Source organism: Streptococcus mitis, assembly GCF_005844455.1.
In the GTDB taxonomy this organism is placed as follows: Bacteria; Bacillota; Bacilli; order Lactobacillales; family Streptococcaceae; genus Streptococcus; species Streptococcus mitis_BF.
On record NZ_SPGF01000002.1, the window covers coordinates 1 to 12375 of the forward strand.

General features: G+C 40.8%; 10 protein-coding genes and 1 pseudogene. 2 read left to right on the forward strand and 9 right to left on the reverse strand.

All coding sequences use genetic code 11. The annotated features are described in order from the left end of the window. From FGQ53_RS00650 to FGQ53_RS00680, 7 genes and pseudogenes are all read right to left on the reverse strand, one after another. Positions 1–101: pseudogene (locus tag FGQ53_RS00650) on the reverse strand (IS5/IS1182 family transposase); the annotation flags it as partial. Positions 102–268: 167 nt separating this feature from the next. Next, complete coding sequence (gene dltD / locus FGQ53_RS00655) at positions 269–1441, reverse strand: D-alanyl-lipoteichoic acid biosynthesis protein DltD (protein WP_138335146.1); 1173 nt, start codon at positions 1439–1441, stop codon at positions 269–271. 53 nt (positions 1442–1494) lie between these two features. Beyond that, positions 1495–2643: a D-alanyl-lipoteichoic acid biosynthesis protein DltB gene (dltB, locus tag FGQ53_RS00660; protein ID WP_138335147.1), complete on the reverse strand. Its 1149-nt coding sequence runs from the start codon at positions 2641–2643 to the stop codon at positions 1495–1497. 389 nt (positions 2644–3032) lie between these two features. Beyond that, the gene (locus tag FGQ53_RS00665; protein WP_138335148.1) at positions 3033–3737 is read right to left on the reverse strand and encodes an MIP/aquaporin family protein; all 705 of its coding nucleotides are present in this window, start codon (positions 3735–3737) and stop codon (positions 3033–3035) included. 69 nt (positions 3738–3806) lie between these two features. Beyond that, complete coding sequence (glpO, locus tag FGQ53_RS00670; RefSeq protein WP_138335149.1) at positions 3807–5633, reverse strand: type 1 glycerol-3-phosphate oxidase; 1827 nt, start codon at positions 5631–5633, stop codon at positions 3807–3809. A gap of 41 nt (positions 5634–5674) precedes the next feature. Continuing rightward, positions 5675–7183, reverse strand: coding sequence for a glycerol kinase GlpK (gene glpK, locus FGQ53_RS00675; RefSeq protein ID WP_138335150.1), 1509 nt, complete (start codon positions 7181–7183; stop codon positions 5675–5677). Positions 7184–7341: 158 nt separating this feature from the next. Then, positions 7342–8769, reverse strand: a complete 1428-nt coding sequence (locus FGQ53_RS00680) for a helix-turn-helix domain-containing protein (RefSeq protein ID WP_138335151.1) — start codon at positions 8767–8769, stop codon at positions 7342–7344. A 164-nt stretch (positions 8770–8933) separates the two neighbouring features. Between FGQ53_RS00680 and hslO the strand changes: the two genes are divergently transcribed. After that, complete coding sequence (hslO, locus tag FGQ53_RS00685; RefSeq protein ID WP_138335152.1) at positions 8934–9806, forward strand: Hsp33 family molecular chaperone HslO; 873 nt, start codon at positions 8934–8936, stop codon at positions 9804–9806. Further along, the gene (gene dusB, locus FGQ53_RS00690; protein ID WP_049539430.1) at positions 9793–10773 is read left to right on the forward strand and encodes a tRNA dihydrouridine synthase DusB; all 981 of its coding nucleotides are present in this window, start codon (positions 9793–9795) and stop codon (positions 10771–10773) included. Before hslO ends, dusB begins: the two co-directional genes overlap by 14 nt. Before the next feature lie 56 nt (positions 10774–10829). On the opposite strand, the gene FGQ53_RS00695 is transcribed toward dusB, so the two are convergent. Then, positions 10830–11516: a YoaK family protein gene (locus tag FGQ53_RS00695; protein WP_138335153.1), complete on the reverse strand. Its 687-nt coding sequence runs from the start codon at positions 11514–11516 to the stop codon at positions 10830–10832. A 126-nt stretch (positions 11517–11642) separates the two neighbouring features. Next, positions 11643–12326: a hypothetical protein gene (locus FGQ53_RS00700; RefSeq protein ID WP_138335154.1), complete on the reverse strand. Its 684-nt coding sequence runs from the start codon at positions 12324–12326 to the stop codon at positions 11643–11645. Between the last annotated feature and the right edge of the window lie 49 nt (positions 12327–12375).

Below are 12375 nucleotides of genomic sequence, written 5' to 3' on the forward strand. Positions count from 1 at the left end.
AGACAATCAAGCATCAGTTGAAACGTCGCTTTTTTAACACCTATCAACAATTTGAAATTCTCTGAGTTTAATTTTAAGGCTTTTTCGTATGTTGTTTCCATAGCTTTAGTATACCACTTTTGAGTTACCGAACAATTCTAGTATGTAATCCTAGAATTCACTATAGATAAATTCTTGAATATTCGAAAAATCAGTCACAAAACAGTAAATCACGATGCTTAAGATAACCGTATAGAAAAATAGCGTCCACAAGATTAAACGGTGTGTGTTAGTTATCTTGGTTTGCAAATTTGTAAAGTTCTTTTTCAACTTCCATCCATCCTTTCACCCCAACGTGCATCACGTCAAATAAAAAGTAATCATCATACTCTCTGTTTCCATAGTTTAGTACTGTTGCACCATGGTTTTTTGCGACATCTTCTATTTTTTTATAAGTTTTTTCTCGCATCTCTCTTGAGACACCTGTGTAGTCGTTCCATTTCCCATTTACTGGGAAAATAATAACCTCAACTTCAATTCCCAATTCCTTAGCAACTGTCAAGAAAAGTTCCATATCTGAATATTCTGGTGACTCTAGGTAACTCAAATCTTTATTAGAATCTTTCAGTGATGCATAGCGGTCTTTTAAGTAAGTATTGTAGTAGTTATTATCAACAGCATAGTCATTATTGTCTGTTTTCTTTTTGACCTCTTCCACAAACTGATTCGTCATCTTCTGCCAATCATAGTCTGGGGTTTTGTCTCCTAGCGAAGGATAATCTGATTTGGCATGCTTTTGATAAAAAGTCTGTTTGAGCTTAAAGGAATACATCGCGTTATCTAACTCTAATAGTTTTTTATCAACAATAGTTCCTTTTCCATCTATGAAATAACTTTTATATTTTTTGTAGATATCATTTTGTTGCTTGTTCCCCTTGGTAATCTCGATAATACGATTGATCAGTTTTTCTTTCGTTTCCTTACTAATCTTGTCATTATCTAGCATGTGGAAGATATGTTCCTGAGAAGCCTTGTTCAAAAAGGCATCTTGATGGGTCCCATCTTTTTCAAACCACTGAACCGACTCTACTATAGCTACTTTTCGCTTACTCATAGATCCTTCAATAGAGCCCAAGGTCGTAGCCTGAATGATGTTTTGAGAATAACTAGTCCCAATCTGCATGATATTAAAATCGTTGTAGTTAAAAATTTTATTTGGATGATAGTCTTCATTTATCGTTGCAACCAACTCTGAAGAACCCAATAAAACCAGTGTATTGGGGGTGATATTGCTTGTTAAAATATCTCTACTTTTATACTTTTCATACGAGGTGCTATAACAAATACTGTTATCCTTGACTTTATAATAATCATCAATCTTCTTGACATACGTCACATTTAAAAGGGCAAGCGTCGCAATTACGAGCACAAGCGATAGTAAAAATGCTTTTAATTTAATCATCTCGTTTTATCCTATCCCTTCAATCTAGCAGATTTCTTTTCAATCTCTTATCTCTATAAAATCGTCAGTAAGATTTTATAGAGTTCACCCGAAAAGATAAAGAAACCAATCATAACCAAATGTATGGTCACAAACCAACTTAATAGCTTATACCAGTTTTTGTTTTTATTTTTTTTATAAAAAGTGCTTTTCTTTTGATACACTTCAAATCCAGCCATCAAGGCACCATGATAAAAACCATAAACAATGTAGCTCACACTGAGACCATGCCAAAAACCCATGACCAACATATTGACCATATAGGCATAGGTTGCATTATGTAATCTATTTTTAAACCATTTTTTCCTGATAACCTGCATCAATACTCTTGAAAATACAAAATCTCTCAACCAGGTCGACAAGGTGATATGCCATCTGGTCCAGAAATCCTTGATATCGACACTCAAGAAAGGTTTGTTAAAATTCATTGGTGTCTGAATACCTAGAATATTACTACTTCCAACGGCCATTAGACTATAGCCTGCAAAGTCGAAGAACAGATACAAGGTATAAAGGTACATGTACTTGATTGAGTAAACGACTGTGCCAGTATTGCTTAGAGCAAGTAATATCTGGTACACATAGGTTGACAAAACAACCTTGTAAAGAAGGCCTAGAACGATACGATACACACCGTTCCCTGCTAACTCTAGATACTCTTTTCGGGGCATGACTTCGTTTATCTCTTTTAAAAATCTCCTACTCCGATCAATCGGACCAGCACTAACTGTTGGGAAAAAGAGCAAAAACTGTAAGTAATCTTTTACACTGATTTTTTCTTTGATCAAGCCATCCGATATTTCTAGCATAATCTGAATGGTCTTAAAGGACATGTAAGAAATTCCAATAAAGGCCAACAAATGCAGAGAAGTCAGGGCAAAAACTTTATTGATCACTAAAGGAAGAATAGAAAGGAAAATCAGAGGTTTCAGCCGCTTTACTTCTATCCTCTGTGCTAGAAAAACTAGAAAATATTGATAAATGACAAAGGCGAGTAAATAGACAATCATTGCTCTACTCTTGCCATAAATAGCTCCTGCAAATAAGAGGGAGAGCACCAAAATATAGTAGTCCTTACGTTTTTCAAAAAAGTTTACCACAAAACCAATCAGTAAAACTGCAAACAGAAGAAGGAAAAACTCATTCCCCTCGAAATAATTCATACCAGCCAAACTCCTTTTTTCTTTTTCTCATCTCTTGATTTATCTTTTGAGGATTAGTTCCTATCATATTACCAAGGATAGTTAACTTTACTCATTATATCATAATTTAAAAACTATAAATACTTCTATTATCTCATTTCCTAAAATAAAAAATTCAACTGACTCTTAGTAATGAGACGAAATTATTCACACCATAAATAAAATTCAAGAACAAAAAATTGATGAAGGAACCAGTGAAGGATTCTGCCTTTTTACTGAAATAGTAATCAACACCAGTATATAAACTTAAAAAATCAAAACGACCAAAATGAAGTGAGAAAGTACTCCTTATTTTGGTCGTTTTTTGTAAGTTATGTTTATTGAGGTATGAATAATTGAGTTTTAATATCTTAGAAAAGTGAGAATACAAGCACAGCTAAGGCTGCACCGATAACAGGTCCCACAACAGGAATCCAAGCATAAGACCAGTCTCCGTCTCCCTTGTTTGAAATTGGCAGAAGGCTATGCATGATACGAGGGCCAAGGTCACGCGCAGGGTTCAAGGCATAACCTGTTGTACCACCTAGTGATAGACCGATACCGACAATCAACGTTCCCACTGCAAAGGTTCCGATACCTGCCTGAAAATCATAAAGTCCCAAAGCAAAGATTGTCAACACCAAAACAAAGGTTCCAAGGATTTCACTGATCAAGTTAGAAACTGTATCCTTGATGGCTGGACCAGTACTGAAAGTTGCCAGTATATTACCTGCATTTTCTTCTGCCTCATAATGCGGTTTAAATTGCAACCAAACCAAAATCTGACCAATCATAGCCCCTGCGAACTGAGCTAGGATGTAAGGGAAAACGGAAGCCCAAGGCAAACCACCTTTTAAGGCCACACCAATAGTCACAGCTGGGTTTAAATGAGCTGGACTGAGCTTGCCAGATACAAATGCTGCAACCGCAACTGCAATCCCCCAACCCATGGTAATCACAATCCAACCTGAGCTGTTGCTCTTGGTTTTAGGAAGAACCACACCTGCAACAACACCATTTCCTAGAAGAATCAGGATTAAAGTTCCTAAAAATTCTCCAAATAATTCATTCATCATCTTTCTGTCTCCATTAAAAAGAAGGGGTGGGCGACAAGGAATGCTGCCCTCCACCTCTTTGATTTTTTCTTAATTTTTTAATTCTGCTAAATCGTTTTGAGCAAGAGCTGCTTCGACATCCGCACGGTAGGCTGCTTTTTCTTCTTCAGTCCAGTCATAGAATCGTCCCATTTCATCCAAAACTGGCTCAACGATGCTATCCAAGCTATCACGCATAAAGAGCATATGGTTGGTACGACGAAGAAGGAAGTCAACTGGGCTAAGTGCCAACTCATTGCGCATTGCATAGTGAAGGGACAAGGTATCTGCCAAGCTGAGACCTGGTGCTTGTTCCAAGCTATGAGCAAGGGCAAAGACCTTAGGTGCATTTGAACCGTAAAGATTTGCCAGATAGTGAGCTTCCTTGCTATCCAATCCACGTGAAACTCCAAGTTGAGCAAAAGCTTCAATTTCTGAGTCAACATTTGCTGGGTTCAATTCTCCACCTGAAACAGGGTAAGTCTTAGAGTTGATGAGTTTGAAACTACGGTCAAATTCTTCTTTGAGGATATCGACCACGCGCTCCATAGCTCCTTCTGCCATCTTACGGTAGTCTGTGATTTTACCACCAGCAAGGGTCAACAGGCCATTCTCATCACGGTCCAAGCTGGAACCACGAGAAACTGCAGATGGATCCAAATGTTTCTCAGATGTGCTGCTTTCAAGCTTGCTGACAGCAGACTCAACATCTTCACGCGTTTTTTCTTTAGAGAGATAAGATTCAACAGTCGCAATCAAGTTGTTAAAGCTTTCATCACTGATGGTTCCGTTGTTTCCACCATTGTAGTCAGAAGCGCTATTACCTGCAATCAATGGACGAAGACCTGCCCAGCTGCTTTCGATATCATCAATGGTGATATTAGCTTCTGGGAAGCGGTTGTTGACAATGCCAAGTAGGTAATCTACATCTTCTTGAGTTACTTTTGGATGTTCCAAATCACCTGTGTAGTCTGTATCAGTTGTACCGAAGTAGGTCTTGTTTTCACGTGGGAGAACAAAGACCATACGACCGTCACCCAAGCCTGTATCAAAGTAAACTGGTTGAGAAACCTTGATTTTGCTTGAATCCACTACCAAGTGAACTCCCTTAGTTGGACGCATTTGTGAGAATTGGGTTCCCTTATTAGACAAATTACGCACCTTGTCGCTCCAAGGACCTGTTGTGTTGATCACCAGACGCGCCTTGATTTCAAAGACTTGGTCTGTCAACAAATCACGAGCTACAACACCAATAATCTTGCCACTTTCGTCAAAGAGGAATCCTTCTGCCTTAACATGGTTGGCAATGAGGGCACCATCTTGGTTGGCACGTTTGATATTTTCAATCACAAGACGCGCATCGTTGTTACGGAAGTCAAGATAAACCCCACCTCCTACCAAGCCTTCTTTCTTCAAGTTTGGCTGGCGTTCCAAGACTTCTTCCTTGCTCAAGACCTTGTTGGCAGCTGGGGTGTTGCTAACACCTGCCAAGAGGTCGTACAAATCCATAGCTACTTTCAAACGGAAGAGGCTAAAGGTCGCTCCATCCTCATCGTAAACTGGCAAGAGCATTGGATCTGGTTTTGGAATGTGTGGAGCGATTTGTTGAACCACTGCACGTTCTGAAACCGTATCTGATACCACTTCTACGTCGAATTGCTTAAGATAACGAAGTCCTCCGTGAACCAATTTTGTTGAACGGCTGGATGTTCCTTCTGCGAAGTCCTGCATTTCGATCAAACCAGTTTCAAGACCACTAGCTGCCGCCTGCAAGGCTACACCAGCCCCTGTGATTCCTCCACCGATAATCAAGAGATCCAGAGTACGTTCCTGCATTTTTTTAATTGATAATTCACGTGTTTTCTTTGAAAATTCCATATTTACACACTTTCTAACTGAGTCGCTTTATTCTTCCAGTATTAGTCATCGATTTCCGCAAAGACTTGCGTTGCTTTCACAGCTTTCTTCCAGCCCTTGTAGAGTTGTTCCTTGCGCGATTCGTTCATCGATGGCTCAAAGAGTTCTCCTGTCTCGTTCAAGAGTTTCAACTCATCCAAGTCTTTCCAGTAGCCTACTGACAAACCTGCTAGGAAGGCTGCTCCTAGGGCAGTTGTTTCCAAGTTTTTGGCGCGTGCGATGTCGATTCCCAAGATGTCTGCTTGGAACTGCATGAGGAAATTATTCATAGCTGCACCACCATCCACCTTCAAGACTTGGATAGCTGTCTGAGCATCTACTTGCATCGTATCGATAATGTCACGCACTTGATAAGCGATCGATTGCAAGGTTGCCTTGATAAAGTCTTCCTTACTTGTTCCACGAGTCAAACCAAAGACAGAACCGCGAGCATTTTGGTTCCAGTATGGTGCTCCTAGTCCTGTAAAGGCTGGAACTACATAAACTTCATCATCATTGTGAGAATCACGAGCGTATTTTTCAGATTCTGGTGAGTTCTCTACCATACGAAGTCCATCACGAAGCCATTGAATCGCACTTCCTGCGATGAAGATAGAACCTTCCAAGGCATAGTAAACCTTGCCGTTGATTCCGTAACCAATGGTTGTCAAGAGGTTATTTTCAGACAACTGCATTTCTTCACCAGTATTCATAATGATGAAAGAACCTGTTCCATAAGTATTCTTGACCATACCAGGCTCAAAAGCTAACTGGCCAAAGAGGGCTGCCTGTTGGTCACCAGCCATACCTGAGATTGGCACTTGTCCACCGTAGAAATGGAATGGCGCTGTCTTACCGTAGATTTCAGAGTTAGAACGCACTTCTGGAAGCATAGCCTTAGGAATATTGAGAATTTCCAAAATCTCATCATCCCATTTGAGTTCTTTAATGTTATAAAGCATGGTACGGGCTGCATTTGAGTAGTCCGTCACGTGAGCCACACCATCAGTCAATTTCCAAACCAACCAAGTATCAATGGTACCAAAGAGCAATTCTCCCTTTTCAGCTCGCTCTTGAGCGCCTTCTACATGGTCCAAAATCCAACGAACCTTGGTAGCTGAGAAGTAAGCATCGATGATCAAACCAGTCTTTTCATGGAATTTTTCCACATAACCTTGGCTTTTTAGTTGCTCAGCCAAAGGAGCTGTCTGGCGTGACTGCCAAACGATAGCGTTATAGATAGGAAGCCCTGTTTTCTTATCCCAGACAACCGTTGTTTCACGCTGGTTGGTAATCCCGATTGCTTCGATTTGATTTGGCTTGACACCACTTTCGATGAAAGCTCCAGCAATAACTGACTGGACAGAGTTCCAAATTTCATTGGCATTGTGCTCAACCCAACCTGCCTGAGGAAAAATCTGAGTAAACTCTTTTTGACTCGAGCTAACCTTTTCTCCTTTTTTGTTAAAAATAATGGCACGAGAACTTGTAGTCCCCTGGTCAATGGCCATGATGTATTTTTCTTGTGACATGTGCTGTCCTCCTGATAAAAATCTTGAGGATGTCTCCTCTTTACACTAACTAGTATACAAAATAAAGCGCTTTCTTGTTTATCAACTTTTTTTAATTTTTAAAAAAATGTGAGGAGATTGTGTGAATTTCACAAAAAGACCTGGAACAACCAAGCCTTTTAAGTGAATAATAACTGACGGATCAATGCCAAATCTTCCATATCCAAGTCATTTTTTAAATAATAAACTGGTGTTTGTTCCTTCTTATGAATCGGATTATTGGTAACCAGCAAATCATAATGCCGAGTTCGGTCATAGGCTTCAATGGTAATGAAACGATTGTATTCCAAATACCGTTTCAAAATGGCAGCCATCCTAGAAAAGACAAGGAAACCAGATGTCAAATCCAGACCAATTCGCATATGCTGACCACCATTTTCTGCCATATATTCTATCAACTGGAGCCATTCCCAGAGAATTTTTTTATCTAAAGCTGTCCCCTGATGAAAAGCGGGCAAGGCATGAAAAATCTTCTCTACTATCCCCTTAAAATCATGTTCCATCAGCAAATAAGGATGACGATTCTCTAACTGGTACTTATAGCGGTCCTGTAAAATATAGCCCTTATATAGGTAGACTTGACCACAAAGCTGACTAAGTTCATAGGTGACATGGTCCTCTGTATAATCACCCAGCAGCTCCTCTTTCTTCATTTCTTGAATCAATTGTGTCAGCAAATCTGCCAACTGACCTCCAAAACCAAGAATATATTCCATAGTATGGAGGGGAAGAATGCGATGAGTTAGGAGGAAAGAGAAAAATATCATCATCTCACCATCCTCAGTTCCTAGAGGAAGGTGTTGCCCAGCAAAAAAGGACGGAGCCTTTCGATGCAAACGAAGGTAGAAAATATTGTCAAAATACCCTCGCATTTTCTCTTCTATAACTTGAAACTGACAGGCATTGACCCGTAGACGTTGTTGACTGATGTGAGTCCAGAGAACCAAGTCCAATTTCTGCCCCGAAGACAAGCTGGCACCGCAGATTTCTTCTAGTGTAGCAATCTCCTGCTTTCTCTCTGGCTTCTGCATGTGACCTTCCCATTCCTGACTCGACCAAACCTTGCGGAAAAGACAGAAATAGAAATAGCGAATCTGATGCTCCGGACCTCGCCAACGGCCATTTTGGATGGATAAATCAAATTCTGACAAAATCTGATTTAAACTAGCCAAGTGGCGACCAAGCGTAGCCTCACTAATCATCAATTCTTGAGCCAGCTGATGGGCTAAAAACTGTTGGTGATAGAGAAGATAAACAAGAATTTGATATTTAACAGCATTCTCCAAAAACAAGCTCCGAATATCTCTTCCCTTGGTAGTTGCACCGATCGATAGACGCAGATTCTCATCTTCTAAGTAGATCGTCAGCTCTAAGCCACTATCCAAAGCCTTGTCATTAAGCAGGGTGACATATTTGGTTAGGGTTGCTTTTGAAAATCCTGTCTCCTCCATTACAGCCTTGACAGTCGTCTGAGACTCTTGTAATAGAAAGGAAAGGATTAAAAATTGGCCAGATTCGGCCTTTTCCATCAAATCTCCTAAATACATTTGTTACCCCTTTCATTTTCTACCTTAAGCATAGCATAAATCTTACAAATGCTGAAATAATCTGCTTCTCTTTTTATTTTCCTGCTGATTTCCTGGTCCATTATCCTGAAAATCAGCAAACACACGTCTCCCCCTTTGGGCATTTTTATGCTAAAATAGTAGCTATGGATAAAATTATTAAAACAATATCAGAAAGCGGAGCCTTTCGTGCTTTTGTCCTTGACAGCACAGAAACCGTCCGCACTGCTCAAGAAAAACATCAAACCCAAGCTAGCTCAACAGTAGCGCTTGGTCGAACTCTTATCGCTAGCCAGATTCTCGCAGCCAATGAAAAAGGAAATACTAAACTTACAGTTAAGGTGCTGGGATCTAGCTCTCTAGGCGCTATCATCACCGTCGCTGATACCAAGGGGAACGTTAAAGGATACGTTCAAAATCCTGGTGTCGACATCAAAAAGACTGCAACTGGTGAAGTCCTAGTCGGACCTTTTGTCGGCAATGGTCAATTCCTTGTTATCACAGACTATGGTACTGGAAATCCTTACAACTCTATGACTCCTCTCATCTCTGGAGAAATCGGTGAAGACTTGGCCTACTACCTGACCGAAAGTCAACAAACTCCTTCAGCCGTCGGCCTCAATGTTCTTTTGGATAAAGACGACAAGGTCAAAGTCGCCGGAGGTTTCCTTCTCCAAGTCTTGCCAGGAGCCAAGGAAGAAGAGATTGCTCGCTTTGAAAAACGTATCCAAGCAATGCCAGCTATCTCAGCCCTTCTGGAAAGTGAAGACCATATCGAAGCCCTCCTCAAGGCTATCTATGGTGACGAATCTTACAAACGTCTATCTGAAGAAGAAATTCGTTTCCAATGTGACTGCAGCAAAGACCGTTTTATGAACGCTCTTGCTAGCCTTCCAAATTCAGACCTTGAGGAAATGAAAGAGGAAGACCACGGGGCAGAAATCACTTGTCAATTCTGCCAAACAACTTATAACTTTGATGAAAACGACCTGGAGGAACTCATTCGTGACAAATCTTAATACACCTTTTATGATTGGCAATGTTGAGATTCCCAATCGTACTGTTTTAGCACCCATGGCTGGCGTGACCAACTCAGCCTTTCGTACCATCGCAAAAGAGCTCGGAGCTGGACTCGTTGTCATGGAAATGGTCTCTGACAAGGGAATCCAATACAACAATGAAAAAACCCTGCACATGCTTCATATCGATGAAGGCGAAAACCCAGTCTCTATCCAACTTTTTGGTAGCGATGAAGACAGCCTCGCACGCGCAGCAGAATTCATCCAAGAAAACACTAAGACCGATATCGTCGATATCAACATGGGCTGCCCTGTTAACAAAATCGTGAAGAACGAAGCTGGCGCTATGTGGCTCAAAGACCCAGACAAGATCTACTCTATCATCAACAAGGTCCAATCTGTCCTTGATATCCCCCTTACTGTCAAAATGCGTACCGGCTGGGCTGACCCGTCTCTTGCAGTAGAAAATGCTCTCGCTGCTGAAGCTGCAGGTGTTTCTGCCCTTGCCATGCATGGACGTACCCGTGAACAAATGTACACTGGCCACGCTGACCTTGAGACCCTTCACAAGGTCGCTCAAGCACTGACCAAGATTCCATTCATCGCCAACGGTGACATCCGTACGGTACAAGAAGCCAAACAGCGTATCGAAGAAGTCGGTGCTGACGCAGTCATGATTGGTCGCGCAGCCATGGGTAATCCCTACCTCTTCAACCAGATCAACCACTACTTTGAAACAGGAGAAATCCTACCTGATTTGACCTTTGAAGACAAGATGAAAATTGCCTACGAACACTTGAAACGCTTGATTAACCTCAAAGGGGAAAATGTCGCAGTTCGTGAATTCCGTGGCCTCGCTCCTCACTACCTTCGTGGTACATCTGGTGCAGCCAAGCTTCGTGGAGCCATTTCACAAGCTAGCACTCTTGCAGAAATTGAGGACCTCTTGCAACTAGACAAAGCATAGTCTCACATCTACAACTCACAAAAACGGCAAAGCTCAAAAATGAGTCTTGCCGTTTTTTATATGTTTTCATCTTGTAAATCTAATTGCTTCACTCTAGCTATATAGTAGGACATAATCAAAAACAAATTGAGGCTGACAATCCATATAGACCATTCATGAAGAAAATGCATCAATACAGCCAAGCTGATTGCACCCACTATGAAACTTCCCACAACAATCCCATAATTTAAGGCCTGACGACGGTATTCTTGGATATTTCCTTCTCTTCTAGCAATGCGATACAAAGCGGCCAACATCTTTCGGTAATTTCCAGACGTCATAAAAATGACATAGGGATGATCTTCAATCAAACTGCCCGTAAATGTTAGCATCATCATTCCTGTTCCAAAAGCGATGAAAGGAACTTCTAATAGAGGAAATCGTGAAAAGAAAGGTAGAATAAGAGTTCCAATAAATAAAGGGAGTAGCATCTTAACCCGCCAGTAGGCCGTTTTACGGTATTCTTTCATGTGCAATGCAAACAGAAATCCTAGAGAAAAGAAAATAATGGAGCAGAATCGTAGCATCGTATTGATGACATTTGAGTCGTGCCAATCAGATATCAGTAGGAGAATATTCCCTGTCTGTGTCGCTACCAAACTATGGTATTGAATATGGCAAAATACATCCAAAGAACCACCTACAAATCCAAGAAATACCCCCATCAGTCGTGTGTTTTGAGGTAAGATTAATTTATCCGCCATGTATTATCACTCGTTTTCCTTTGATTTTTTTATTATACCACTTTCTATTGGAGAAACTAAGTGAAAAACAGTTGACTCACTCTTTTACAGAACGATTTCTAGTAAAAGTTAAAACACCAAATTTTATTATTGAATCAAGGCAACGCTTGAAACTTTACCATCCGCACCTGTTGTAATTTGGATGATTTTTCCTCCTCCGATTTTGGCATTATACTTGCCATCATCAAGAGTGTAAGAGTAGCCTCTAATAGAGTAGTTTTCTTTCTTTCCATCTGCAGTTTCTACTGTAAATTGGCCCCCTGATGAAACCGTAATAGTTTCGCCATTCGCTCCCTTCCAGTTGCCTGCAGCTGCTGATAAATCACCATCGACCATGGTTAAAACACCCTTGTAGCGTTTGTTGTGTTCTGCTTGCTTGTCTTGAAGTTTGCGGTCAGTTGTTGGATCATAGCCTGACTGGTTAGACTGGACTTGAGAATCTTGCTGAGTTGAAGGTGCCTGAGATGGGGCTTGTTGACTAGGAGTTGCTTGTTCTTGTCTTGATTCAGGTGCCGGTTTCGCTTGTGACTGGTCTATCGTTGTAGAAGACTGACCAGAAGATGCCTGGGCCTTTTCAGATGAAGCTGAGCTTGAAGATTTTTGAGTCTTGCTTTCTTTGCTAGAAGAAGCCGCTTTAGAGCTTGATGATTGACTTGTCTTTGCAGAGCTACTGGTTTGAGTGGTTTCGTTTTTATTTCCACAGGCTCCCAGTAGTAAGGTAGAAGCCAATACAGTCGCTGCCATCAATTTGATATAGGTTTTCTTTTTCATTTTTCACTCCTTTGTAATGTTTTCGAAATATTAAGAAACGCTTTTGTAA

Excerpts from the sequence above, each read along its gene's own strand:
- dltD (WP_138335146.1), bottom strand. The coding sequence starts at position 1,441 with ATGATTAAATTAAAAGCATTTTTACTATCGCTTGTGCTCGTAATTGCG.
- dltB (WP_138335147.1), bottom strand. The coding sequence starts at position 2,643 with ATGAATTATTTCGAGGGGAATGAGTTTTTCCTTCTTCTGTTTGCAGTT.
- FGQ53_RS00665 (WP_138335148.1), bottom strand. The coding sequence starts at position 3,737 with ATGATGAATGAATTATTTGGAGAATTTTTAGGAACTTTAATCCTGATT.
- glpO (WP_138335149.1), bottom strand. The coding sequence starts at position 5,633 with ATGGAATTTTCAAAGAAAACACGTGAATTATCAATTAAAAAAATGCAG.
- glpK (WP_138335150.1), bottom strand. The coding sequence starts at position 7,183 with ATGTCACAAGAAAAATACATCATGGCCATTGACCAGGGGACTACAAGT.
- FGQ53_RS00680 (WP_138335151.1), bottom strand. The coding sequence starts at position 8,769 with ATGTATTTAGGAGATTTGATGGAAAAGGCCGAATCTGGCCAATTTTTA.
- hslO (WP_138335152.1), top strand. The coding sequence starts at position 8,934 with ATGGATAAAATTATTAAAACAATATCAGAAAGCGGAGCCTTTCGTGCT.
- FGQ53_RS00695 (WP_138335153.1), bottom strand. The coding sequence starts at position 11,516 with ATGGCGGATAAATTAATCTTACCTCAAAACACACGACTGATGGGGGTA.
- FGQ53_RS00700 (WP_138335154.1), bottom strand. The coding sequence starts at position 12,326 with ATGAAAAAGAAAACCTATATCAAATTGATGGCAGCGACTGTATTGGCT.